Below are 25,504 nucleotides of genomic sequence, written 5' to 3' on the forward strand. Positions count from 1 at the left end.
TTAATAATGTTTGTTTTGTTATAGTTACGCTAAGAAAATAAATTTAGATGTTTTGCATCTCATATTTAACATTTACAATCCAATCTTTCGACTGAATTTCTTACTATTTACAGCTATTAAAGTTTATTTATTAATAATCTTCTTTTTTATAACGCGTTGCCCATCGTTTATATGAATAATGTATGTTCCAGACTCCAAGTTTTTTAAGTTTATCTGTTCTGAAAAGCTTCCGTTTACTACCACACTCCCATTTAAACTATAAACACTGTAGTTTACCTTGCGTTGGTCTTTCATATTTAAAGTTAAGCCACTATAAGCATTATAAATGACTGAATTAAAAATGGGTTTTTCATCCTCTAACGATTCCCCTAACAACTTTTTAGTACGCGCTCCTAATTTTGCACTACTTCCTATATTTAAGGTATAATCCTCTACTTCTCCATAACTAAAGGTTTCGCATGGTGTTGGTGCTGCATTATATTTCATAGATACTCGCATTCTAGTTGCTCCAGCTAATGCAGAACTAGGAATAGTAAAGGTTCTTGATAAATTACCAGCACTTGATGATGAGCCGCTTGCTGCTTCCTCGTTAGCATCGAAAGTGCCATCTTGATTATAATCTATCCATACTTTCCAAAATTCGGTATACGCTTGTCCCGTAAAACCGGTACTAAATATAATCGTATTAGAACCATAACCAACATTACCAACCATATTAGTATTATCTATATAACCACCATTTGCTCCAGAACTGTTAGAAATACCTCCAATACTTACAAAATCTATAAACTCGTCTGCAACGCTATTTCCTTTTGTACTGCAATATGTTACAGTTGGATTTGGAGGGTTTGAGCCACCACCATCTACGGTATGTGTTCCTAAATTAGAAAACGAATCTTTAATAAAAGTATCCCATTCTGAAACTGTATATGTTGCATTTGGAGAATCTATAGCTGTTTTTCTTCGTAAAGTAACATCTTTAGCAAAGTTTGAACTCCCACCATTAAACGTACCTACAATATCTACCAATACTCCATTTTTAAAGAGACCAACAGGATCGTTTCCATTAAAAGACATGGCAGTATTTGTTGTTGTTACATCTGCATTTGCTTTGGCTAGAGTGCTAGCATTACTATTGGCTATTACAAAAACAGTTGCATTAGTAAGCGCACCACTTAGTGTGTAACCAGTATTCCAATTTCCAGAACCGTTAGTTTGCTTTTTAAGTGTGTAAGCAGAAAGGTTTACCGTGTTTCCTGTAAAGTTGGCTATCTCAATAACTTTGTTATTAGAAGAACCTTCTACGTATTCTGAAATAAACAACTCGTCTGCTGTTCCTGTATTATCTCCAGTTCCTGGATCTGTTCCGTTTCCGTTTCCAAAACGATCTTCGGCCTGTACACCTCCCCAAATTTGGGTTGCAAATGCAGGATTGTCTATAAACGGATTCCTGTTACCTTGAGCGCTTTCAATTGCCTGATTACGTTGGTCTTCGAATGCATTAACTGGGTCTTCGGCATTCCATTGTAAAAATAAATCTACCATATTACTATCTCCAGAAACAGTGTTTCCAATGCCTACATTTACAGGTAAGCATCTATTATTATAGCGTAAATACATATAAAGCATCATTCTTGCTACATCACCTTTCCATTCGTCTCCAGGATAAAAATAACCTTGAGATGTAACATCTGCATCACCAGAACCATCTGCAAATTTTCTATTATTTCTAGTAGAATTCATTTGTCCGTCGCTTGCTCTTAAATGGTGCGCATCACTGCCAGGTCCCGAGGTTCCTAAATTCGGTGTTCCTAAAGATTTTGGGTAACCATGTTCTCTATTCCATGTACCAACTCCTGTGCCATTAGCATCTTTATCTCTTGTTCTGTCTGTTTTTGCAACACCATCTGCATCATTATAACCATAGACAAGTAATACATTACTGCTATTGTTTGGATCTAAGTCTGCTTGTTTTAGTGCATTCCAAACGCCAGGAGTGTAGCTTAAAAAGTTACTATGTGTACTTATTATTTTTGTTGCTAAATCCTCTTTTAGAGCAGTACCACTTTGGGTTAAATCGACATCGTTATAATAAGACGGGACTTGCGAAAATGCTATTGTAGAACCTAATAGCAAGAGTAATAGTAGTTTGTTTTTCATTTTTATGGGTGGATTTGGTTTGTTTACTAAAGATATTCTATTAAATAACACCTTTTTAAGTCTTCGTCTTTTATGTTTTAAAATTAGTAACAATATTCCGCTTAAGCTATGCTAATAGGTTAATTCGGCTTAAAAAAACTGTTAACAACTATTTTTTAAACAAATCACTTTTTTCAATTTAAATAAGCCACAACAATTCTTATATTTGCGCTCTTAAAGCATACTACATGAAGATTTCTTATAACTGGATCAAACAATTTATAAAAACAGATTGGACACCAGAACAAACCAGCGAATTACTAACAGATTTAGGTCTTGAAGTTGAAGGGCTAGACACTTACCAAAGCGTAAAAGGCGGATTGGAAGGCGTTGTAGTTGGCGAGGTTTTAACTTGCGAACAACATAGTAATGCAGATAAACTTAAGGTTACTACTGTAAATATTGGCACAGAAACTCCTGTACAAATTGTTTGTGGAGCTCCAAATGTTGCCGCTGGACAAAAAGTGCCTGTTGCTACTATTGGTACCACTCTATATACTGATGAAGGTGAAGCTTGGACTATAAAAAAAGGGAAGATTCGTGGTGAGGAAAGTTTTGGGATGATTTGTGCCGAAGACGAACTTGGCTTAGGAAAATCTCACGACGGTATTATGGTTTTACCAGAAAATACTGTTGTTGGAACTGCTTGCGCAGATTTATTTAAAATTGAAAACGACCAGGTTTTCGAAATTGGTTTAACACCAAACCGCGCAGATGCCATGAGTCATTTTGGTACCGCACGCGATTTAAAAGCTGGTTTACAACATAAAGACATTAATTTAGAATTAATAACACCTTCTGTAAGTGCGTTTCATGTAGATAGCCGCTCTTTAAAGATAGATGTAAATGTTTTAAATAAAGACTTAGCACCACGTTATTGTGGTGTCACCATATCTGGTGTTAAAGTTGGAGACTCTCCATCTTGGATACAACACAGATTAAAAGCAATTGGTTTATCGCCAATAAATAATATTGTAGATGCTACTAATTATGTTTTACATGAATTAGGGCAACCACTTCATGCTTTTGATGCTGATAAAATTGCTGATAATAAAATTGAAGTAAAGACCGTTGCTAAAGGTACAAAGTTTACAACCTTAGATGGTGTTGAGCGCGAATTACACGAAGACGATTTAATGATTTGCGATACTAAAAAACCACTATGTATTGCCGGTGTTTTTGGTGGATTAGATTCTGGAGTGTCTGAGAACACAACAAAAATTTTCTTAGAAAGTGCTTTCTTCAATCCTGTAAGCGTTAGAAAAACAGCAAAGCGTCATGCTTTAAATACAGATGCTTCTTTTAGATTTGAACGTGGTATCGATCCAAACATTACAGAGTATGCTTTAAAACGTGCTGCACTATTAATTCAAGAAGTGGCAGGTGGTGAAATTACAAGTGATGTTTCAGACTCGTATTCTAATAAAATTGAAGACTTTCAGGTCCATATTACTTTCGATAAAGTAACAAAACTTATTGGTCAAGAAATTGATAAAGAAACGATAAAAAGCATTTTATCCTCTTTAGAAATTAAAGTAAATAATGTTACTGAGACTGGTTTAGGTTTAACCATTCCTGCCTATAGAAACGATGTACAACGCGAGGCTGATGTTATAGAAGAAATACTTCGTGTGTATGGTTACAACAACATTAAAACCACTACGAAGCTTAACGCATCGATTTCAAACTCTTCAAAATTTGAAGATCATAAACTACAAAACGTTATTGGTAATCAATTAGCATCTCAAGGTTTCTATGAAATCATGGCTAATTCTTTAACAACACCTAATTACATTGCACTTAGCGATCAGTTAAAAGAAGAGCATAATATTACAATGCTTAATCCATTAAGTAACGATTTATCTGTTATGAGACAGTCGTTATTGTTTTCTGGATTAGAGGCTGTGTCTTATAATATTAATAGAAGACGTAGTGATTTAAAGTTTTTTGAATTCGGAAAAACATATCACGATTACAATGGTTCTCGTGAAGAATACAAACACTTAACGCTTTTTGTTACAGGTAATAAATCTCCTGAAAGTTGGGCAACACCACAGCAAAAAGGTGACTTCTTTTATTTAAAAGGGAGTATTGAAGCTGCTTTAGAGCGTTTAGGAATATCTCGTTACAGAGCATTACCTTCAAAAAATGATGTTTTTACAGAAGGGATACAATACACTATTGGTAAAACTGTTTTAGTAGACTTTGGAATTGTAAAAAACAAAATCACTAAACATTTTGATATTAGTCAAGAGGTATTATTTGCCGATTTTAATTGGGATAATATCATTGAAGTTGCAAAACGCAATAAAATTAAGTTTACTGCAATACCTAAATACCCTGAAGTTAGACGTGATTTTGCGCTATTGTTAGATGATAAAGTTACATTTGAAGACATACACACTATTGCCAAGCAAACTGAAAAACAACTGCTTAAAAACGTAAACCTTTTTGATGTTTACCAAGGTAAAAACTTACCTAATGGAAAGAAGAGTTATGCTGTAAGTTTTATGTTTCAAGATGAACACAAAACGCTTACAGATAAAGTTGTAGATAAAATAATGAGCAAGCTTCAAAAAAACTTTGAAACTAAGCTAGGTGCAGAATTGAGATAATTATGGAAACGCAAAACGACAAGCCAAAGCAAAAAAAATAATAAGTTTAATTGCTGGAATTGCGTTTATTGGTGTTGGAGGTTACCGCATCTATAATCACTTATTTATTGATACTATTAATTATGGTAACTTTAGATTAATACTTGCTGCTGTGCTAATAGGTTATGGAGCGTATAGAATTTATAATTATTTAAAAGCTGAGTAAGGGAGATTTGCTTTTACTTCTAAAAAGCTGAGTTAAAATAAGCTAATACTTATCCTTTTAGTTCTTTATAATCTAGTCTCATGCCTTTTTTTGACAGTACTATAGCTTTGCCTTTTTTAATGCAGAAAATGTTCTGATGTAAAAAAGAAATCTCATTTAAGATTTCACTTATATCCATTGTAATATTTCGGCTATTGAGGTATCAATACAGAATCTACTACATGTACAATACCATTGCTTTGTAATTTATCCGGATTTTCTATTAATATACCCTTACCTCTATTACCTTCGATAGCAAAAATTCCTTGCTTCATAAAAACGGTAATTGCACCACCACTTTTAGCTTGAAACTTAGCTTTACCTCTATTTTTTGTAATTATTTTAGACATTGCAGTAGAACTTTCACTTCCCACTAGTATATGATAATTAAGAATATTAATAAGCTTGTATTTATTTTCTGGTAGCGTTAAATTTTCTAAAGTCCCTTTTGGCAACTTCTCGAAACCTGCATTTGTTGGCGCAAAGAGAGTAAGAATCGTTTCTGACGAAAAATCCTCGTCTACTCCTGATACCTTGAGTAAGTTTAAAAATATAGAATGTTCCTTTGATGCAGCTAAAAATGAAATAATATCTGTTTTAGAATGCACTACAGTATCCTGAAGTACTTCTACTCTATTTTCATCGGCTGTTTGAGCATCTACACCCATTGAAAAACCAAGAAGCAATAACCACACTGTAAATTTTAGTCTTACTACACTGTTCATCTCAATTTGTTTATAATACGCATGTACTTAAAGATACGAAATAAATGCGATTTTGGATCTCTTAAAATAAACTTAAACTATAATATCTATTGTAAGTTTATACTTATTATTTTGTATCTTTAAGTATAACCTTATTAACACAACAACTATGACAGATTCAGAATACATAAAAATTTACACAGGCGGAACTATAATTGTTCAATTAATTAAACAACGTTTAGAAGCCGAAGGTATAAACCCAGTAATTAAAGACGAAACTGAATCAGGTCGCTTGGCTGGATTTGGTGCTTCTCTAATTGGGCAACCAGAAGTTTACGTTCACGAAAGCGAAACAGATGTTGCTGTACGTATAGTAGAAGCAGTTCGTGGTGAAATGGAAAACCAGTAAACAGCAACTAAAAATAAAAAGCCTCAAAATCTAAGATTTTTGAGGCTTTTTATTTGACTTCAACTGTTGTTTACCTAATAATTAAGCTTTAACAGTATACATTTTCTCTCTAAGCTCTTTAATTTTAGAATCTTGCATGTACTCATCAAAAGTAGTATACTTATCTATAACACCATTTGGTGTTAATTCAACCACTCTATTACCCACTGTTTGTGCAAACTCATGATCATGAGTCGTAAACAGTATTGTACCTTTAAAATTCTTTAAAGAGTTATTAAAAGCAGTAATACTTTCTAAGTCTAAGTGATTTGTTGGTTCGTCTAATTGTAGAACGTTCGCTCTAGTCATCATCATACGAGATAACATACAACGCACTTTTTCTCCTCCAGATAGTACAGACGATTTTTTAAAAGCTTCTTCACCACTAAAAATCATTTTACCAAGAAATCCACGAATATTTACTTCTTCTCTTTCTTCTTCTGTTTGAGCCCATTGACGCAACCAATCGATTAAGTTTAAATTTTCTGTAAAGAAAGCATCATTTTCTAATGGCAAATAAGATTGTGTTGTCGTAACTCCCCAATTAAACTTACCTGAATCTGCTTTAAGATTATTATTTAAAATCTGATAAAAAGCAGTTGTTGCTCTAGAATCTCTAGAGAACAAAACAACCTTATCTCCTTTTTGAAGGTTTAAATCTACATCTTTAAATAAGGTCTCTCCATCCAAAGTAGCCGCTAAGCCTTCTACACCAAGTATCTGATCACCAGCTTCTCTATCACGCTCAAAAATAATTGCAGGATAACGACGACTTGTACGTCTAATATCTTCAATATTAAGCTTATCAATCATCTTTTTTCTACTAGTAGCCTGTTTACTTTTTGCTACATTGGCAGAGAAACGACGAATAAATTCTTCTAATTCTTTCTTTTTATCCTCAGCTTTCTTGTTCTGTTGTGCGTGCTGTCTTGCTGCTAATTGAGAAGACTCGTACCAGAAGGTATAATTACCAGAGAAGTGTGTAATTTTCCCAAAATCAATATCACTAATATGCGTACAAACAGCATCTAAAAAGTGTCTATCGTGAGAGACTACAATAACGCAATTATCGTAGTTTGCTAAGAAGTTTTCTAACCAAGAAATAGTTTCGTAATCCAAATCATTGGTAGGCTCATCCATAATAAGTACATCTGGATTTCCAAAAAGTGCCTGTGCTAATAAAACACGTATTTTTTGCTTACCATCAAGATCTCCCATTAAAGTGTAATGGTAATCTGCTTTAATACCTAAGTTAGATAACATTGCAGCAGCATCACTATCTGCATTCCAACCATTCATTTCTTCAAATTGTACTTGAAGTTCTCCTATTTTTTCCGCATTTGCATCTGTATAATCTGCGTATAATGCATCAATTTCAGACTTCAATTTATATAAAGGTTGATTCCCTTTTAAAATAGTCTCTAAAACAGTGTCTTCGTCATGCTTGTTGTGATCTTGTGTTAAGACAGACAAACGTTTACCTGACTCTAAATGTACACTTCCTGAATTCGCTTCTTGCTGACCAGAAATTATTTTTAAAAATGTTGATTTCCCTGCACCGTTGGCTCCTATAATCCCATAGCAATTACCGTTATTAAACGTGGTATTTACTTCGTCAAATAGTATTCTTTTACCAAATTGTACTGAAAGATTTGAAACTGATAACATCTATTCTATTTATTTTTAACTCAGAATTTTTTATTCTATTTTTTAATCGAAAAACCTATAAAATTTATGCTTTTTACTCCTTGACATAAAAGCCGATATAAGTTTTTTGCAAAAGTAAAAAATATCTTCGGTTTAAGAAAACAAATACACTGTTATATACATTAACCAACGCTTTAAAAACCAAACAATTAACTTATTTTATATTCAATTTAACAACGCATTAACACCACTACTCGATTTCAAAACATACATTTGTTTTACTAACTATTGCGCATGCTTATCTATGAAATCTAATTTTTTATTTGTTATTTTATTACTGGCAGTATCTCAATTTTCTTGCAAAAAGAAGAGTGATGATTCTACTATTAACAAAGCATACATTGGAGGAGAAATTATTAATCCCAATAAAAAATATATTACAATATTAAAATCTGGTCAAATATTAGATACTTTGATGCTCAATGAAAAAAACAGGTTTTCGTATAATTTTAAAGACTTCCAACCTGGTTTATATACCTTTTTTCATGGTAGAGAGTACCAAAACTTCTTAATTGAAGCTAACGATAGTATAATGTTACGCTTAAACACTTTCGATTTTGATGAATCCTTAGTCTATACAGGTAAAGGTGCTAAAGAAAACAATTTCTTAATGGACATTTATTTACTAAATGAAGAAGAAGATGAAAAAACACTTCGTTTAGGACAGAAAAATGTAACAGAATTCGACAGTATTTATAGAACTTCGAGAGACACAAAATTAAAGAAACTTGAAAAATTTGTTATAAAAAATGAAACTTCAAAGTTATTTAATGAAATAGCAGAAGCAAGCATAAACTATGAGTATTATGCACACAAAGAACTGTATCCTCTAGCTAATTATAAAATATCTGAGCTAGATGCTTTTAAAGGTCTTCCTGAAGGTTTCTATGATTATAGAGAAAAAATAGATTACAACAATACTGCATTAAAAGACAACAACCCATATTTATCTTTTTTAAGATTTCATTTCAATAATATTGCATTACAAGAACACTTCTCTCACTCTAAAGATAGTTTGTATAATAAGCTAGACCTACATTACAACCTCGATAAAATGGAGTTGATTAATACTAAAATAAGCAATGAGAGTATTAAAAACGATCTTTTAAAGAATGTGATTCATCAATTTATTAGTGTTTCTAAAAACACTGACGATTATGATGCAATGTTACAATCCTTTAAAGCAAAAAGTACGAACAAAGTAGACATAGAATTTGCCTCGCAGTTTGTTTGTTCTTACAAAAGATTAAAACTAGGAAACAAAATTCCTCCAGTAACATTATTGGATAAAAATGATGAAGAAATTAGCATTTACGATCTTATAAAAGAACCAACAATTGTATATTTCTGGTCTAAAAGGAATAAAAACCATCTAATATCATCTCATAATCGCGCAAAAGAATTAGGTGTAAAATATCCTGAATTTAATATTATCGCTATTAATATTGATGCGGCTTCTTATGACCAACAATTAAAAGTCTTAAACAATAATGGTGCTAGAGTGCATAACGAATATCGTTTTAAATCTCCGAGACAATCTAAAGAAACACTTTCTGTCGAACCAATATTAAAAGTCTTTATCCTTAATAAAAACGGCGAAATTATAAATGCAAAAGCCAATATGTTTGGCGTAGGTTTTGAGCAAGAGTTGCTTGGTTTACTAAACCAATAACCTGTAAGTATAAAACTGAATATGTAAATTTATTTGGTTTTATTTTACATAAAAAAAAAACTGATAAATTATGAATATAGTCTTTTTTTATACACTATATTTTAAACTATTTATCTTAGTTTCCTTTTTTATAATCTTCTAAGAATTTAGCTAAACCAATATCTGTAAGTGGATGCTTTAATAAACCTTCGATAGAACTTAAAGGCCCAGTCATTACATCTGCACCAAGCTTAGCGCAATCAATAACGTGCATTGTATGGCGAACAGAAGCTGCAAGAATTTGAGTTTCAAATGCATAATTATCATAAATTTGTCTAATCTCTGCAATAAGATTTAAACCATCTGTAGAGATATCATCTAAACGTCCAATAAAAGGAGAAACATATGTTGCACCAGCTTTTGCAGCTAATAATGCTTGACCAGCAGAAAAAACTAGTGTTACGTTTGTTTTAATACCTTTATCACTAAAGTATTTACAAGCTTTAATACCATCTTTAATCATTGGTAACTTTACAACAATCTGGTCGTGTAAATCGGCTAATGCTTCACCTTCTCTTACCATACCTTCAAAATCGGTAGCAATAACTTCTGCACTTACATCACCTTCAACAAGATTACAAATCTTTACGTAATGTTTTAAAATATTATCTGTACCTGTAATGCCTTCTTTAGCCATTAACGATGGGTTTGTAGTAACGCCATCTAAGATTCCCATATCTTCTGCTTCTTTAATTTGCTCAAGATTGGCTGTGTCAATAAAAAATTTCATATTAAATATTTAGTTGTGTTTATTATTTTGGGCGTTACCTAAAGGTCAGGCTATACGCTATATCTTTTTTGTTTTTAATGACAAAAAAGGATGCCGCTTCTATCCTTAACGCAAAGCAAAGTTACGCTTTAAGTTAAACTAGCAGAAAAAATGATGTTAAATGATATTAACAATATCTTATCTATTAATTAATAATAATCTCATAGTCCATAGAAGTAGATGTAGAACACATAGAATTTTCATAATCTTCAGTCTCCTCGTCATAGTATTCTGGTGGACCAACATTTAAGGCTATAGTAAACTCATATCTACCGCTATCATTAGGTGTTCCTTCAATAAAAAGTGTTCTAAAATCAATACTCACCTCTAAACCGTCTGGAATATCTCCGTAAATCTCAAAATTATAATCATAAATATCGTCGCGTGGTTCATTTTTTATACCTGCCGTTATCTCTTGGAAATATACGTAGCCAACTCTACCAGACTCTAAATATTTTTCTGGCAGTTCTGGACTTCGGTTAATAATACAATCTAAAAGATCTTCGCAACCTACAAGCGTAATAAGACTAATACAAAATAAAATAGAGTATCGTTTTTTCATTGGTTAGTTATTAGGCTTAAACTAACAGCAACAAACATACCAAGAATTATAGCTTATAATGCTTAATTAGCATCTTCTCATACATCTTATCGGGTAACAAAAAACGTAATACAATAGAGAATTTTTGCATAAAAGCACCTACTTTATAATGTGTTCGAGGTTTTTTAGTATTAATAACTTTTAAAACCATTTTTGCCACAACTATAGGGTCATCACTATTATCAACATGTTCGTCTATATCACTTAAAACACTGCCATACTTTTTATATGGAGACTCTGCTTTTAAAGGCGCATGATAACGTCCTGCAGCAATATTAGTAGCAAAATCTCCAGGTGCAATGTTCGACATGTTTACATTAAAATCTTTTAATTCTATTCTAAAAGCTTCAGTTAATAACTCTAATGCTCCTTTACTTGCGCTATAAATACCACGATATGGCAATCCCATAAAACCAGCAATAGAAGTAATGTTAATTATCAATCCACTATTCTGCTTTCGCATTTGTGGTAACACAGCTTTAATAACGTTTATTGGTCCAAAAAAGTTAGTATCGAAGTTGTTTTGTATTTCGGATGCAGGAATTTCTTCAATTGCACCCGTAATACCAACTCCTGCATTATTAATAAGGACATCTAATTTCCCTTCGGCAGCTATTACTTCCGCGACAGCGTTATTAATAGTAGCTACATTTTTAACATCTAAACCTACAATTTTAAAAGGATGATTGTGATATTTTTCTGGACTTCGGCTAGTACCATATACAATAAAGCCATGTTGCTTTAAATATTCGCCAATAGATTTTCCTATTCCAGAAGATCCTCCTGTAATTAATATAACTTTAGACATATCTTAATAAATTAGACTTTAAAATTTAAAATACAATATACTTAAATTATGATATTTATTATTTTTAACGAAAGTATATTAAACTAAAAAATCCTGACTAGCCAAGGCTTTCAAGATTTGAGTTTATTGCATAAAAAAAGGCAAGCTACCTACATCACACTGCTACGACCATTTACCTTTGCTTCGTTCCCGACCTGGAGGATTCAACAGGAGCTAGTTGTGTAGGACTTGCCGCTGCAAATATACAATCTTTTAATATTATCACAATCATTTTTTAAACTGAATTTTAATAAATATCTTGCTTAAAATTACAATAACAAAATGAACGTATTTAAACACCTTATTATCATATTATTAACTGCCACATTATTTAATTGTGGAAACGGTTCTGATAAAAAAAACTTTAGCATTTCTACAAATGCAACTAATAATACCATTGCATTAAACGAAAAACTACAATTAACCATTCAAAATCCTAAGAATCTTGAGATAGAATCGGTTAGTTATGCTTTGGATGGTAAAGAAATTACAGAAGCTACAACTCTTACCGGTTTTAAGCTTGGAAATCATGATGTTATCGCTACTATAGACTACGATGGAGAAATAGAAACTGCAATACAAAACATAGCTATTGTTAATAATGTTGCTCCTAAAGTATTTGGCTACGAAATTATTAACACCTATCCTCACGATATTACATCTTATACACAAGGTTTAGAGTTTTATAACGGAGAGTTATACGAAAGCACAGGACAAAAAGGAGAAAGTAAGCTGCGAAAAGTAAATTATAAAACAGGAGAAGTACTTAAAAATATAGACTTAGCCGATAATTATTTTGGTGAAGGTTTAACTGTTTTAAACAACAACATCTACCAATTAACATGGTTAAGCGGAAAAGGTTTTGTTTATAATGTAGATACTTTTGAGCGTACTAGTACTTTTAAATTTGGAAAAAGCCACGAAGGTTGGGGAATTTGTAACGATGGAAAAATGCTTTATAAAAGTGATGGTACAGAAAAAATATGGTATTTAAATCCTGAAACTTTAGTAGAAGACGGCAATATTCAAGTCTATACTAATAAAGGAAAAATAGGAAAGCTTAATGAGCTAGAATGGATTAACGGAAAAATTTACGCTAACATCTACCAAAAAAACGGAGTAGTAATTATTAATCCAGAAAATGGAGCAACCGAAGCTGTAATAGATTTCTCTCCTTTAAAAGAGCGCGTTACAAAACATAAAGGTTTAGATGTTTTAAACGGTATTGCTTACAATCCTGAAACAGAAACCATTTTTGTTACTGGAAAACGTTGGGACAAACTGTTTGAGGTTAAAATTATAAAAGAATAATTTGCAAGTATTTACACAAACCTTAACGGTTACAGAAAAGGATCTAGACGAGCTTAATCACGTTAATAACGTACGTTATATAGACTGGGTGAATAGTGTTGCTAAATCTCATTGGCTAAAAAACGGTCCGAAAAATATTACCGAAAACTTTTTTTGGATTTTATTATCACATACGATAGACTATAAAAAGCCTGCTTTTCTAAACGATGAAATACTTTTAAAAACCTACGTTATAAACGCAAAAGGTGTTACTTGTAATAGAATAGTAGAGATTTTTAATACAAAAACAAACACACTACTAGCCAAATCGGAAACAAAATGGTGCTTTATGTCTTCTAAAACTTTAAAACCTGCTCGTATTACTGAAGAAGTTTCTAAATTATTCTTTTAAACGCTACTATGGAAGCTGTTAAAAGTTTCATAAACAGCTCTATATACTTTATGATTATTCTATTTTTGAGACACTAACAATAGCCTAATCATTTGAAACAATTTTATCTCCTTTTCATTTTATTCAGTTCTATTTCATTAACGGCACAGACTATTAGTGGTGTTATTTATAACGCAACGTCCACTGTAGAAGACATTAAAATTGAGAACATTTCCAATAAAAATATAGCTTTTACAAACAAAAATGGCGAGTTCTCCATTATAGCAAAAGTAAGCGATACATTAAAAACAAGTTCTCTTTTTTACAAATCACAAAACATTATTGTTGAGCCTAGCTACCTAAAGGAACCTTTTGTAATTCAGCTTAAGGAAACAGAAAACACTCTGGAAGAGGTTAAGATTAATAGTACTGAGAAAGAAAAAATAGAGTCTAATTTAAAAAATGTTATTTTAGAGGATATAAAAAATAATCCGCATCTCTATGGAAGGATGCCAGCAGGCGGTTTGGATATTATTAAAATTATTGGCTTGGTTGCTAAGCTGTTTAAAAACAAAAACAAGGCAGAATCTTTCGTTCCAGTTTCTTATGAAAATCTCGATTCTTTATTTAACGGTAAACATCAACTTTTTAATGATACATTACTAACCGAAACCTTAGAAATAGAAAAAGATAAAAAGTTTTTATTCTTTGAATTTGTTGAAGCAAAAAGCATCGACAGCAAACTATTAACAGGCCATAAAGACCTTGAGTTTTTAGAAAATATTATTAAAGCCAGCGAAGAATTTAATACAATTGTTAAAAACTTTAAAAGAGGAGAATGAGACTGATCTTTTTATAATTAAACTTAATACATACTAAAACATCAATTCAAAAGTTATATTTTAGTCGCTTAAAGCCACTATATACAATTACTTTTCTATGAAACGCATATTTTACTTTATTGCCTGTTTTAGTTTTCTATTATTTTGGAGTTCATGCCGTCAAGATTTTGACTTCGCACCAAGTACAGGAAGCCTTGAATTCTCTAAAGATACGGTCTATTTAGATACCGTTTTTACAAATATTGGCTCAAGCACCTATAATTTAAAAGTTTACAATAGAAGTAATAATGACATCTCAATTCCAACCATTGGTTTAGAACGTGGATCAAGTTCAAATTACAGATTAAATGTGGATGGAAATGCAGGACAAACCTTTAACAACGTAGAAATACAAGCAAAAGACAGTCTGTTTATTTTTGTAGAAACTACCATCGATATTGAAGACCAAGGCACATTAAACAACGAATTTCTTTATACAGATAAAATTAATTTTGATGCAGGCAGTAATCTTCAATCCGTAGAATTAGTAACCTTAGTAAAAGATGCTGTATTTATTTACCCAGATCGTGATAATACAACTGGAATTATTGAAACACTTACTCTAACTGTAGATGGACAAGTAGTAGAAACTGAAATTCAAGGTCGAGAATTATTACCTTCAGAACTAACATTTACAAACCAAAGGCCTTATGTTATTTATGGTTATGCTGCTGTACCAAATGGAGAAACATTAACTATAGATGCTGGAGCAAGAGTACATTTTCATGCTAATTCTGGCTTATTAGTTTCTGAAAATGCTTCACTTCAAGTTAATGGTGATTTAAGCGCAGATCAAGATCTTATGGAAAATGAAGTTATTTTTGAAGGCGATAGATTAGAAACTGCTTTTGCAAATGTTCCAGGACAATGGGGAAGCATATGGCTTTTCGAAAATAGTGTTAATAATATAATTAACCACGCTACAATTAAAAATGGAACCGTTGGAATACTAATTGATGGTAACGCAGATGGCGCTCAGGATAAGTTAACAATCACCAATTCTCAACTATACAACTTTAGTAATTATGGTATTTTAGCTAGAAACACTTCTATTACAGCCGAAAACTTGGTTGTAAATAATGCGGGTCAATCTTCAGTTGCTTTAACACAAGGCGGTAAATACAACTTTACACATACAACTATAGCTAATTACTGGAATAACAGTTTTAGACAATTCCCTGCGCTTTTGGTAAATAACTTTTTTATAGATGCTAATAATATAACAAATGTTACTGTTTTTACGGAAGCTAACTTTAACAACTCTATAATATACGGTAATGATAATCCAGAATTTATTATTGACGAAGTAACAGATCCTGCTGTAACCTTTGATTTTAAATTCACAAATTGCTTAGTAAAATTTGAAGAGTCGTTTAATAATCCAAATGGTGATAATTACGATTTTAATGATACTACACATTACGATAACGTAATCCGTAATCAAGATCCAGAATTTAGAGCACCTTTTGATAATGATTTGCTAATAGGTAACGATTCTAATGCAAACGCAAAAGGAACAATATTAAGCACTATTGAAACAAGCGATATCTTAGGTGTTGAAAGAACAAATCCTTCAGATTTGGGTGCTTATCAGCATATTGATTTTTAATCTAAAAATGAAATATTTCTTTTTTTAATATTACTAAGTTCAAATTTATCAATATCTCAAGCGCACTTTAATATTAAAGACTATAATGGAATATGGATTGCTGAAGATTTTTATAATTCGTTTGAAAAAAGTAATAGCATTATTAAATCTAAAAAAGCATTTAGCCCAGATGCTCCAGTTGGAATAAGAGTTAATAATGATGAATTAAAAGGTAACATACTAAATATAGGATTTTCTTCTCTGCACGATCATTTACTAAGACCTGAAGTTTCTGAGTATTTAGTGAATAAAAAAGATACAATACTTGAACAGGGAAGCTTTAAAATTAATCTTTCTGAAAATAATGGTTATAATCAATTCAGAACTTCGGAAATTGAATTGTATAACGATTATAAATCCATAATTACTTTTATAGGCAACAGAATAACACTTTATACTCCTTCCAATAACGAATACAAATCTAAAACTATTAGATATATAAGAGTAAATAAAAGGTTTAAAGCCAATTACAAATATCCAAATCCCATTTATTACTACACTAGAAGCAAACTATTAACAGGAACCTATGTTTTAAAAGACAGCTCTGGAACTATAGTATCTAATAATTTACAGATTCAAAATAATGGACTAATGTCTGGTTTTCCTTTATTTAATAACAAATACATTTATTACTCAACTGATGTTTTTTGCGGCCCTCCAACTGTAGATAGTTATGTTATTATTTGTGACGAAATAAAAAGTCTTTTTCAAGACGATTCGTTTGGCTTCGTATTTAAGAAAAAAAATAAAAGCACAATATATCTATACGATACTTATCCCAGAGAAAAGTTGAAAAAACAAAAAGAAGCATTGGGTATTGAGACCTATAGATTAATTAAAAAATAAATACAAACAAAAAAAATCCTATTCTAACGAATAGGATTTTTTATATTTATTTACCAACATGTTTACATCTTGAATAATGGTAAGTCACTCATCATAGCATTTACTTTAACAGCTACTGCTTCAAGTACTTCTTCATTTTCGTGATTATTTATTACTTCGTCTATTAAATTAACAATAGCTTCCATTTCAGTTTCTTTTAAACCACGCGTTGTAATTGCGGCAGTACCAATTCTAATTCCTGATGTTACAAAAGGAGATTTATCATCAAAAGGTACCATATTTTTATTTACAGTAATATCCGCTTTTACTAGCGCTTGCTCTGCTTCCTTTCCCGTAATATTTTTATTTCTTAAGTCAATAAGCATCATATGATTATCTGTACCTCCAGAAATAATTTTGTAATCTCTTGCTACAAATGCTGCTGCCATAGTTGATGCATTCCTTTTAACTTGTAGCATGTAATGCATAAACTCTTCAGTTAAAGCTTCACCAAAAGCAATTGCTTTAGCAGCAATAACATGCTCTAATGGTCCGCCTTGATTTCCTGGAAATACTCCAGAATCTAATAAAGAAGACATCATTCTTAATTTTCCGTTCTTTAATTTTAAACCAAAAGGATTTTCAAAATCTTTTCCCATTAAAATCATTCCTCCTCTAGGACCACGTAATGTTTTATGCGTAGTAGTAGTTACTATATGACAATGCGGTATAGGATCGTTTAATATTCCTTTTGCAATTAAACCTGCAGGATGAGAAACATCTGCTAATAATATAGCATTTACACTATCTGCTATAACACGAAAACGTTTAAAATCGATATCTCTTGAATACGCTGAAGCTCCTGCGATAATTAATTTTGGTTGTTCGCGAGTTGCTATTTCCTGAATTTTATCATAATCTAAAACGCCTGTCTCCTCTTCTACTCCGTAAAATACAGGATTATATAATCTTCCCGAAAAATTTACTGGAGAACCATGAGTTAAATGTCCACCATGAGATAAATCGAATCCTAAAATTTTATCACCTGGTTTTATACATGCATGATAAACTGCTGTGTTTGCCTGACTTCCAGAATGCGGCTGAACATTAGCATAAGCAGCACCAAACAAGGCTTTAGCTCTATCAATAGCTATTTGCTCTACCTCATCAACTATTTCACAACCTCCATAATAACGCTTCCCAGGATAACCTTCGGCGTATTTGTTGGTTAAAACAGAACCTGTAGCCTCCATAACCTGTTCACTTACAAAGTTTTCTGATGCGATTAATTCTAAACCCTCTAATTGGCGATTTTTTTCGGCTTCAATTAATTCAAATATTTGTTCGTCGCGTTGCATATGCTTATCTTTTGGTAACTTTCGTAATTTCGAAAATTGATTAACGTTAAAAATTTATCAAAAATAAGAAATAACAACGGTAAATAATTCAAAAAACATATATTTACTTAGAATTTATAAACAACAAATCAACAACTATACATATGCCATTATCAGCCAATAATCCAGACAGAAAATCGTGGTTACACGTCGATAAAAATTCTGATTTCCCAATTCAAAATATACCTTTTGGAGTCTTTTTAACTAGAGATGACATTATTACCATAGGTACTAGAATTGGAGATACTGCTATAGACTTAGGTGCTTTGCACCAATTAGGATATTTTGAAAATATCCCGTTAACAGATGATATTTTTCTACAAGATACTTTAAACGACTTTATTGCAGATGGACGTAAAACTTGGCGTTTAGTGCGTAATAGAATTGCTGAAATATTTGATGATGAAAACGAAACCTTAAAAGGAAACCTTAAACATAAAGAAGCCGTATTATTTCGTTTAGATGAAATCGAGATGCAATTACCTGTACAAATTGGTGATTATACAGATTTCTACTCAAGTATAGAACACGCTACAAATGTGGGAACTATGTTTAGAGATCCAGACAATGCATTACTTCCAAATTGGTTACACATACCTGTTGGATATCACGGTAGAAGTAGTTCTGTTATTCCTTCTGGAATTCCAGTACACAGACCACAAGGCCAAACATTACCAGCAGGAGCAACAGAGCCTGTTTTTGGACCTAGTAAGTTAGTAGATTTCGAATTAGAAATGGCGTTTATTACTACAGATGCTAACGATTTAGGAGAACCAATTCCTATTGATGAAGCAGAAGAATATATTTTTGGATTAGTATTATTTAATGATTGGAGTGCTAGAGACATTCAGAAATGGGAATACGTACCATTAGGACCATTTTTAGCGAAAAGTTTTGCGTCTTCAATCTCTCCTTGGATTGTTACTTTAGATGCGTTAGAACCTTATCGTGTAACGAGTCCAAAACCTATAAAAAAGCAATTAGATTACCTTAAGCAAAAAGGAAAAAAGAGCTTCGATATTAACCTAGAAGTCTCTATACAGCCCGAAAAAGCTAAGGAAACAGTTGTGAGTCGTTCTAATTTTAAATACATGTATTGGTCGATGGCTCAGCAATTAACACATCATACTATTAATGGTTGCCCTATAAACTCCGGAGATATGATGGGTAGTGGTACAATTTCTGGACCAACACCAGATTCTTATGGCTCTATGCTAGAGCTATCTTGGAGAGGCGAGAAACCTGTGAAATTAAATAACGGTAGTGAACGCAAATTTATTAATGATAATGATACAGTTATTATGCGTGGTTATTGCGAAAAAGACGGAACACGTATAGGTTTTGGAGAAGTTTCAACTAAGCTTTTACCTGTTTATAACGCTAAAAAAATAAATAAACACAATAACATTATTTAAAAAAGCCTTTAAACTGACCTAATTCAAACACTAGTGATAGTAGCTTTTTTTAAGTTTGGCACGTTAATTGGATTTACAGTAGGTATAAACCAATAAAAACCAAACACATGAAAAATTTTACATTATTAGCAGCACTTCTTCTAATACTAACATCTTGTGTAGGAAGAAAACAAATTGAAAAGCAATTACATTCTGGAAATTACGATCTAGCTATTAGTAATGCTCTTAAAAAATTAGAAAACAACAAAGACAAAAAGCGTAAGCAAGATTACATTGTAATGCTTCAAGATGCATTTTACAAAGTTGTTGAAGAAAACCATAATGATATTAACCATTTAAAAAAGGATGGTAACCCAGAGCAGTATCAACATATATTCAATACTTATTTAGATTTAGAAGATAGACAACGTGCTATAAAAGCAGTGATGCCTCTACATATTGACGGAAAATTATTGACTTTAAATTTTAATGATTACACAAATTCTATAGTAGACTACAGAGCAAAATTATCTAACTATAAATATGATACAGCCGTTTCATTAATGCAAAAGGATAATAAAACCAATAATAGAATTGCTTTCGACACCTTAGAATATATTGAAAGTATAAATGCAAATTTTAAAGACGTAAGGCAACTAATGGAGATTGCACAACATCAAGGAACAAACTATGTTCTTGTAGTTATTGAAAATCAAACTAATCAAATAATACCAGCACGTTTGCAGGACGACTTACTAAATTTCGATACTTATGGCTTAAACGACTTCTGGACCGTATATCATGCAAAAACAAATCAAAGCATAGATTACGATTTTTCAATGGCGTTGCAATTAAAAAGAATAAACGTATCTCCTGAACGTATAACAGAAAAACAGTTACTAAGACAAAAGAATATTATTGATGGTTGGGAATATGTTTTAGATGCTAACGGTAATGTTGTAAAAGATAGTCTCGGTAATGATATCAAGCAAGACAAAATAATTACAGCAAAAGCTAGATTTAACGAATTTAATCAGTTTAAATCTACTCAAGTCAATGCAAATGTTGTCTATAGTGATTTAAAACAAAATCAAGTATTAGAAAGCTTTCCAATAGATAGTGAGTTTATATTCGATAATCTATATGCTACAGTAAAAGGAGATAAAAGAGCTTTAACAAATGAAGATGTTCAAATTCTTAAAAATAGAAGAATTCGTTTTCCTAGTAATGAACAAATGGTTTTCGATACCGGTGAAGACCTTAAGTTTAAACTAAAAAATATTATAACGCGTTATACTTTTAGAAGCTAAGATTAAAAAAAAACTCCAATTAAATTGTGAGTTTTTTTTGTTTGCTATTTATAAATCTAAAGTAACAACTAAAATAGTATTTGCATTGCAATCGCAAACTAAGTCTCCATTTAGCTTTTTTGCTTTGTAGCTTGAAACTTGAATAGTACAGTTTACTGTTTCCATTATAATGTCATGAAATCCGAAATAAAACTCATTTTCATCATCGTATACAAAACTTACGCTACTCATATTTAGAGCATCGAACTCAATTAACTCAACTCCATCTTCTATTGTTTGAACAAAGGCTCGACTAACTATAGCATTACTTATATCCGTCAATTTTAATAAAGAGACATCAAAATCATCGTCATTCAATAAGTTCTCTCCATCTTCTGAAACCAACTTAACTTTAACTTTGAAATTAACCGGAAGATCATCATCACTGCAAGCATCATCACTACTACATGAAAAATTTGTAGCGAACAATATTAGAAATACTATTCTTAAGACTTTTATTTTCATAAATTTAAAATATACCGTGAATTTATAAAAAATAAAACCTCTACAGAAGTTTCTACTCATTAATCGTTAAACCTTTGGTAGTAAAAGACAAACCTTGTTGCCCATAAGTAGTAATCATTACGCCTTCAAAATAAGGTGCTTTTTCTCTTTTAGGCGCTAACCAATCAAACACAAAGTTTGCTCCTGTTCCTCCTGTCTTATCTTTCTCGTCTATAACTATTTCAATAGTTTGCATAGGCTTTACAAAAATTGGAGTCTCAAAATAGGTCCTTAATAAATCGCCATTAGTATTATAATAATTAGCTTTTTTTATAAAAATTGTATCTTTCTTATTAACGTTTCTTATACTAACAGTTGCTGTTAGATCGTGTGTTTTATGCTCTGTAGTACTATATATTTGAGAATAAACAGATAAATAACTAGCTCCAGAAACCAAAGAGGAGTCTAGCTTATTATTCCACTGCATAGCTTTCCAGTTATTAGAAGGTACCACATCACTTTTAGCGCTTTTATCACATCCTAAAGCAAATAAGGTTACTAAAATTAATAACGATACATTTTTCATTTTTATAAATTATTAAACAAATTTAGCTAAATCAATCTCGTTAATAGCACCATGACTTGCATGAGACACCACTACTCCATTTTTAATAACTAAAAGTTGTGGCGATTGGTGCATAACCTGAAACTTAAATCCAGCTTCGCTAGATACATCTCTAAAACTTAATAAATCTAGATAATATAAATCTAAATTAGCATCTACATCAAATGCCGATACAAATTGATTCATTACCATTCTACTTATACCACAGCGTGTTGAGTGCTTAAATATAACTTGCGTTTTTCCTTTAGATAATTTCTCTATAACATTAAGTTGATCTACAGTTGTTAACTGCTTCCAAGGTAATATTTTCTCTTCTTTTGGTTCTTTTGAGCCGAATAATTTTTTAAACATAATAATTATTTTTTTTAATTAAATCTTTTGAAATAATTATTACAAAAATATTGATTTCATGACAATTATCATTGATTTTGTCGAAAGGTTATCACTAACTTACATCTGCAATAAAAAAAAGAAGTTACAGACACAAAGTCATGCTTATTTATTGAAAATCAGACTTTTTGTCACCACCTTGTATTTGGTAAGATAATTGAAATATAGCTAAAAGTAAAAAGAAAAACAATAAGGTTTCTATACTCAAAGTTTCGAGCTTAGAAATCGTAAAACATTATAATATGAATTTTAATAACTATACAACAAAATCGCAAGAAGCCATACAGCAGGCGCAACAGATTGCGCAAGGCTTAGGTAACGGTCAAATAGAAAATGAACATATTTTTAAAGCCATTTTTGAAGTTGATGAAAACGTGCTGCCATTCATTTTAAAAAAAATGAATGTAAATGTACCAATGTTAAAACAAATCTTAGATAAACAAATTGAAAGTTTCTCTAAAGTTTCGGGAGGTGAACTAGGTATCTCTCGCGACGCTTCTAAGGCATTAAACGAAGCATCAATTATTGCTAAAGACATGAACGATGAGTATGTTTCAATCGAACATTTAATTTTAGCTATTTTTAAATCTAAAAGTAAAATCGCACAGGTTTTAAAAGACCAAAGTGTAACAGAAAAAGCATTAAAAGCAACTATAGACGAGTTGAGACAAGGTGATCGTGTGACTTCACAAAGCCAAGAAGAAACATACAATGCATTAAACAAGTATGCAAAAAACTTAAATCAATTAGCAAAAGACGGAAAACTAGATCCTGTAATTGGTCGTGATGAGGAGATTAGAAGAATACTTCAAATTCTATCACGTAGAACCAAAAACAATCCAATATTAGTTGGAGAGCCAGGAACTGGAAAAACAGCAATTGCAGAAGGTTTAGCACACAGAATTGTAGATGGAGATATTCCAGAAAACCTTGTCGATAAGCAAATTTTCGCACTTGATATGGGATCACTTATTGCTGGTGCAAAATTTAAAGGTGAATTTGAAGAGCGTTTAAAAGCCGTTATAAAAGAAGTAACAAATAGCGATGGAGACATTGTACTATTTATTGACGAAATTCACACATTAGTTGGAGCTGGTGGCGGACAAGGCGCAATGGATGCAGCAAACATTTTAAAGCCAGCATTAGCTCGTGGAGAGCTACGTGCTATTGGAGCAACCACTTTAGACGAGTACCAAAAATACTTTGAAAAAGACAAAGCTTTAGAGCGTAGATTTCAGAAGGTAATGGTGAATGAGCCAGATACTGAAAGTGCTATTTCGATTTTGCGAGGTATTAAAGAAAAGTACGAAACACACCACAAGGTTCGTATTAAAGACGAAGCCATCATTGGTGCTGTAGAATTATCGACGCGCTATATTACCAATCGTTATTTACCAGACAAAGCCATTGATTTAATGGATGAAGCTGCTGCTAAATTACGTATGGAAATAAACTCTAAACCTGAAGAACTTGATGTTTTAGATAGAAAGGTTATGCAGTTAGAAATTGAAATTGAAGCTATTAAACGCGAGAAAGATGAAACAAAACTTAAATCTTTACGAAGCGATTTAGCAAATATAAAAGAAGAACGCAACGAGATTAATGCGAAATGGAAAAGTGAAAAAGCAGTAGTTGATAATATTCAAAATGCTAAGCAGGATATCGAAAACTTTAAAATTGAAGCTGAAAGAGCCGAACGTGATGGCGATTATGGTAAAGTAGCAGAGTTACGTTATGGAAAAATAAAAGAAGCTCAAGAAGCACTTGAGATAATGCAGACAGAATTTAATGCTAAATCTGAAACATCATTAATTAAAGAAGAAGTCACTTACGAAGACATTGCAGAAGTTGTTGCAAAATGGACAGGTATTCCTGTTACCAAAATGTTGCAAACTGATCGTGAAAAGCTTTTAAAATTAGAAGACGAGTTGCACAAACGAGTTGTTGGCCAAGAAGAAGCTATTATCGCTGTAAGTGATGCTGTAAGACGCTCAAGAGCTGGATTACAGAATCCGCAAAAGCCCATTGGAACCTTCTTATTTCTAGGAACAACCGGTGTTGGTAAAACAGAATTAGCTAAAGCTTTAGCAGAGTATTTATTTGATGATGAAAGCGCTTTAACACGTATAGACATGAGTGAATACCAAGAACGTCATGCAGTAAGTAGACTTGTTGGTGCACCTCCTGGATATGTAGGTTACGAAGAAGGTGGACAATTAACTGAGGCTGTGCGTAGAAAACCATATTCTGTTGTATTGTTAGATGAAATTGAAAAAGCCCATCCAGATACTTTTAATATTTTATTACAAGTACTAGACGAAGGCCATTTAACAGACAATAAAGGTAGAACTGCCGATTTTAAAAACACAATTATTATCATGACCTCTAATATGGGAAGTCAGTTAATACAAGATCGTTTTGCTGCAACAAAAGATATTGATACTGCCATGGAATTGGCTAAGGTTGATGTTTTAGGTTTATTAAAACAAACTGTAAGACCAGAGTTTTTAAATAGAATTGACGATACTATTTTATTTACACCTTTATCTAAAGAGAACATTACAGAAATAGTTGGTCTGCAGTTAAAAGGCATTACTAAAATGATTGCCAAACAAGGCATAATATTCGATGCAACACAAGAAGCAATCACCTACTTAGCAGAAAAAGGTTACGATCCAGAATTTGGAGCAAGACCGGTAAAAAGAGTAATACAGAAAGAAGTATTAAATGCCCTAAGTAAAGAGATTCTCTCTGGTAAAGTAACAACAGACAGTATTATATTACTTGATGCTTTCGATAAAGAATTGGTATTTAGAAATCAAGGCGATTTGGTTACTGAAGAAGCCTAATAAAGTGTAATAAGAATAGAGGCTTCGCTTCTCGCTTAGTGACAAGAAATCATAAAGTATTGTTAAATCAAAATAATACTAAAATAAACGAAGAACAAGTTCGTTTTTAAGATGATGGTTAGTTAGTTAGTTAGTTAGTTTGAAAAAGCGACATAAAACGTAAAGTTTAGTGTCGC

21 protein-coding genes and 1 other RNA gene are annotated in these 25,504 nt (G+C 31.9%); 11 read left to right on the forward strand and 11 right to left on the reverse strand.

The window, feature by feature from the left end:
- Positions 1 to 123 precede the first annotated feature (123 nt).
- On the reverse strand, positions 124 to 2,160 hold the full coding sequence (locus ASC44_RS04695; RefSeq protein ID WP_055446462.1) for an endonuclease: 2,037 nt from the start codon (positions 2,158 to 2,160) through the stop codon (positions 124 to 126).
- 227 nt (positions 2,161 to 2,387) lie between these two features.
- Here ASC44_RS04695 and pheT point away from each other — a divergent pair, with 227 nt between their 5' ends.
- On the forward strand, positions 2,388 to 4,814 hold the full coding sequence (gene pheT / locus ASC44_RS04700) for a phenylalanine--tRNA ligase subunit beta (RefSeq protein ID WP_055446463.1): 2,427 nt from the start codon (positions 2,388 to 2,390) through the stop codon (positions 4,812 to 4,814).
- 396 nt (positions 4,815 to 5,210) lie between these two features.
- On the opposite strand, the gene ASC44_RS04705 is transcribed toward pheT, so the two are convergent.
- Positions 5,211 to 5,783 (reverse strand): fasciclin domain-containing protein, encoded by a 573-nt coding sequence (locus tag ASC44_RS04705; RefSeq protein WP_083476238.1) that lies wholly within the window; start codon positions 5,781 to 5,783, stop codon positions 5,211 to 5,213.
- 148 nt (positions 5,784 to 5,931) lie between these two features.
- On the opposite strand from ASC44_RS04705, the gene ASC44_RS04710 reads away from it, so the two are divergent.
- On the forward strand, positions 5,932 to 6,171 hold the full coding sequence (locus ASC44_RS04710; protein WP_055446465.1) for a putative signal transducing protein: 240 nt from the start codon (positions 5,932 to 5,934) through the stop codon (positions 6,169 to 6,171).
- Between the two features lie 81 nt (positions 6,172 to 6,252).
- Here the strand turns inward: ASC44_RS04710 and ASC44_RS04715 are convergent, their stop codons facing one another.
- Positions 6,253 to 7,878 (reverse strand): ABC-F family ATP-binding cassette domain-containing protein, encoded by a 1,626-nt coding sequence (locus tag ASC44_RS04715; protein WP_055446466.1) that lies wholly within the window; start codon positions 7,876 to 7,878, stop codon positions 6,253 to 6,255.
- A gap of 283 nt (positions 7,879 to 8,161) precedes the next feature.
- Here ASC44_RS04715 and ASC44_RS04720 point away from each other — a divergent pair, with 283 nt between their 5' ends.
- Positions 8,162 to 9,589 (forward strand): TlpA family protein disulfide reductase, encoded by a 1,428-nt coding sequence (locus ASC44_RS04720; RefSeq protein ID WP_055446467.1) that lies wholly within the window; start codon positions 8,162 to 8,164, stop codon positions 9,587 to 9,589.
- A gap of 115 nt (positions 9,590 to 9,704) precedes the next feature.
- Here ASC44_RS04720 and fsa read toward each other — a convergent pair whose 3' ends face one another.
- From fsa to ffs, 4 genes are all read right to left on the reverse strand, one after another.
- Positions 9,705 to 10,358 (reverse strand): fructose-6-phosphate aldolase, encoded by a 654-nt coding sequence (fsa, locus tag ASC44_RS04725; protein WP_055446468.1) that lies wholly within the window; start codon positions 10,356 to 10,358, stop codon positions 9,705 to 9,707.
- 184 nt (positions 10,359 to 10,542) lie between these two features.
- The gene (locus ASC44_RS04730) at positions 10,543 to 10,959 is read right to left on the reverse strand and encodes a hypothetical protein (RefSeq protein ID WP_055446469.1); all 417 of its coding nucleotides are present in this window, start codon (positions 10,957 to 10,959) and stop codon (positions 10,543 to 10,545) included.
- A 46-nt stretch (positions 10,960 to 11,005) separates the two neighbouring features.
- A complete protein-coding gene (locus ASC44_RS04735) occupies positions 11,006 to 11,806 on the reverse strand; it encodes an SDR family oxidoreductase (RefSeq protein WP_055446470.1) in 801 nt (266 codons plus the stop codon).
- A gap of 135 nt (positions 11,807 to 11,941) precedes the next feature.
- Positions 11,942 to 12,040: signal recognition particle sRNA small type (gene ffs / locus ASC44_RS17700), an RNA gene on the reverse strand.
- Positions 12,041 to 12,127: 87 nt separating this feature from the next.
- On the opposite strand from ffs, the gene ASC44_RS04740 reads away from it, so the two are divergent.
- From ASC44_RS04740 to ASC44_RS04760, 5 genes are all read left to right on the forward strand, one after another.
- The gene (locus ASC44_RS04740; RefSeq protein WP_055446471.1) at positions 12,128 to 13,156 is read left to right on the forward strand and encodes a glutaminyl-peptide cyclotransferase; all 1,029 of its coding nucleotides are present in this window, start codon (positions 12,128 to 12,130) and stop codon (positions 13,154 to 13,156) included.
- A 1-nt stretch (position 13,157) separates the two neighbouring features.
- A complete protein-coding gene (locus ASC44_RS04745) occupies positions 13,158 to 13,547 on the forward strand; it encodes an acyl-CoA thioesterase (protein ID WP_055446472.1) in 390 nt (129 codons plus the stop codon).
- Between the two features lie 92 nt (positions 13,548 to 13,639).
- A complete protein-coding gene (locus ASC44_RS04750; RefSeq protein ID WP_055446473.1) occupies positions 13,640 to 14,368 on the forward strand; it encodes a hypothetical protein in 729 nt (242 codons plus the stop codon).
- Between the two features lie 97 nt (positions 14,369 to 14,465).
- On the forward strand, positions 14,466 to 16,016 hold the full coding sequence (locus tag ASC44_RS04755; RefSeq protein WP_055446474.1) for a hypothetical protein: 1,551 nt from the start codon (positions 14,466 to 14,468) through the stop codon (positions 16,014 to 16,016).
- Positions 16,017 to 16,298: 282 nt separating this feature from the next.
- Positions 16,299 to 16,901 carry a hypothetical protein gene (locus ASC44_RS04760; RefSeq protein ID WP_055446475.1) on the forward strand — a complete coding sequence of 201 codons (603 nt, stop codon included), beginning with the start codon at positions 16,299 to 16,301 and terminating at the stop codon, positions 16,899 to 16,901.
- Between the two features lie 62 nt (positions 16,902 to 16,963).
- On the opposite strand, the gene glyA is transcribed toward ASC44_RS04760, so the two are convergent.
- The gene (gene glyA, locus ASC44_RS04765) at positions 16,964 to 18,238 is read right to left on the reverse strand and encodes a serine hydroxymethyltransferase (protein ID WP_055446476.1); all 1,275 of its coding nucleotides are present in this window, start codon (positions 18,236 to 18,238) and stop codon (positions 16,964 to 16,966) included.
- Positions 18,239 to 18,381: 143 nt separating this feature from the next.
- Here glyA and fahA point away from each other — a divergent pair, with 143 nt between their 5' ends.
- Positions 18,382 to 19,692, forward strand: a complete 1,311-nt coding sequence (gene fahA / locus ASC44_RS04770; RefSeq protein WP_055446477.1) for a fumarylacetoacetase — start codon at positions 18,382 to 18,384, stop codon at positions 19,690 to 19,692.
- Positions 19,693 to 19,799: 107 nt separating this feature from the next.
- Positions 19,800 to 20,981 (forward strand): hypothetical protein, encoded by a 1,182-nt coding sequence (locus ASC44_RS04775; RefSeq protein ID WP_055446478.1) that lies wholly within the window; start codon positions 19,800 to 19,802, stop codon positions 20,979 to 20,981.
- A gap of 48 nt (positions 20,982 to 21,029) precedes the next feature.
- On the opposite strand, the gene ASC44_RS04780 is transcribed toward ASC44_RS04775, so the two are convergent.
- From ASC44_RS04780 to ytxJ, 3 genes are read right to left on the reverse strand one after another with little or no spacing between them, the layout of a single operon-like run.
- On the reverse strand, positions 21,030 to 21,485 hold the full coding sequence (locus ASC44_RS04780; RefSeq protein WP_152973271.1) for a hypothetical protein: 456 nt from the start codon (positions 21,483 to 21,485) through the stop codon (positions 21,030 to 21,032).
- Positions 21,486 to 21,537: 52 nt separating this feature from the next.
- Entirely contained in the window at positions 21,538 to 22,050 is a 513-nt protein-coding gene (locus ASC44_RS04785; RefSeq protein WP_055446480.1) for a DUF3124 domain-containing protein, read from the reverse strand.
- A 12-nt stretch (positions 22,051 to 22,062) separates the two neighbouring features.
- Positions 22,063 to 22,446 carry a bacillithiol system redox-active protein YtxJ gene (ytxJ, locus tag ASC44_RS04790; RefSeq protein ID WP_055446481.1) on the reverse strand — a complete coding sequence of 128 codons (384 nt, stop codon included), beginning with the start codon at positions 22,444 to 22,446 and terminating at the stop codon, positions 22,063 to 22,065.
- 275 nt (positions 22,447 to 22,721) lie between these two features.
- Here ytxJ and clpB point away from each other — a divergent pair, with 275 nt between their 5' ends.
- Complete coding sequence (gene clpB, locus ASC44_RS04795; RefSeq protein ID WP_055446482.1) at positions 22,722 to 25,328, forward strand: ATP-dependent chaperone ClpB; 2,607 nt, start codon at positions 22,722 to 22,724, stop codon at positions 25,326 to 25,328.
- Positions 25,329 to 25,504: the final 176 nt, after the last annotated feature.

Source organism: Lacinutrix mariniflava (genome assembly GCF_001418015.1).
Lineage (GTDB): Bacteria > Bacteroidota > Bacteroidia > Flavobacteriales > Flavobacteriaceae > Lacinutrix > Lacinutrix mariniflava.

What these genes read in the sequence shown, in the direction of transcription:
- ASC44_RS04695 (WP_055446462.1), bottom strand. Translation starts at nt 2,160, where the DNA reads ATGAAAAACAAACTACTATTACTCTTGCTATTAGGTTCTACAATAGCA.
- pheT (WP_055446463.1), top strand. Translation starts at nt 2,388, where the DNA reads ATGAAGATTTCTTATAACTGGATCAAACAATTTATAAAAACAGATTGG.
- ASC44_RS04705 (WP_083476238.1), bottom strand. Translation starts at nt 5,783, where the DNA reads ATGAACAGTGTAGTAAGACTAAAATTTACAGTGTGGTTATTGCTTCTT.
- ASC44_RS04710 (WP_055446465.1), top strand. Translation starts at nt 5,932, where the DNA reads ATGACAGATTCAGAATACATAAAAATTTACACAGGCGGAACTATAATT.
- ASC44_RS04715 (WP_055446466.1), bottom strand. Translation starts at nt 7,878, where the DNA reads ATGTTATCAGTTTCAAATCTTTCAGTACAATTTGGTAAAAGAATACTA.
- ASC44_RS04720 (WP_055446467.1), top strand. Translation starts at nt 8,162, where the DNA reads ATGAAATCTAATTTTTTATTTGTTATTTTATTACTGGCAGTATCTCAA.
- fsa (WP_055446468.1), bottom strand. Translation starts at nt 10,358, where the DNA reads ATGAAATTTTTTATTGACACAGCCAATCTTGAGCAAATTAAAGAAGCA.
- ASC44_RS04730 (WP_055446469.1), bottom strand. Translation starts at nt 10,959, where the DNA reads ATGAAAAAACGATACTCTATTTTATTTTGTATTAGTCTTATTACGCTT.
- ASC44_RS04735 (WP_055446470.1), bottom strand. Translation starts at nt 11,806, where the DNA reads ATGTCTAAAGTTATATTAATTACAGGAGGATCTTCTGGAATAGGAAAA.
- ASC44_RS04740 (WP_055446471.1), top strand. Translation starts at nt 12,128, where the DNA reads ATGAACGTATTTAAACACCTTATTATCATATTATTAACTGCCACATTA.
- ASC44_RS04755 (WP_055446474.1), top strand. Translation starts at nt 14,466, where the DNA reads ATGAAACGCATATTTTACTTTATTGCCTGTTTTAGTTTTCTATTATTT.
- glyA (WP_055446476.1), bottom strand. Translation starts at nt 18,238, where the DNA reads ATGCAACGCGACGAACAAATATTTGAATTAATTGAAGCCGAAAAAAAT.
- fahA (WP_055446477.1), top strand. Translation starts at nt 18,382, where the DNA reads ATGCCATTATCAGCCAATAATCCAGACAGAAAATCGTGGTTACACGTC.
- ASC44_RS04775 (WP_055446478.1), top strand. Translation starts at nt 19,800, where the DNA reads ATGAAAAATTTTACATTATTAGCAGCACTTCTTCTAATACTAACATCT.
- ASC44_RS04780 (WP_152973271.1), bottom strand. Translation starts at nt 21,485, where the DNA reads ATGAAAATAAAAGTCTTAAGAATAGTATTTCTAATATTGTTCGCTACA.
- ASC44_RS04785 (WP_055446480.1), bottom strand. Translation starts at nt 22,050, where the DNA reads ATGAAAAATGTATCGTTATTAATTTTAGTAACCTTATTTGCTTTAGGA.
- clpB (WP_055446482.1), top strand. Translation starts at nt 22,722, where the DNA reads ATGAATTTTAATAACTATACAACAAAATCGCAAGAAGCCATACAGCAG.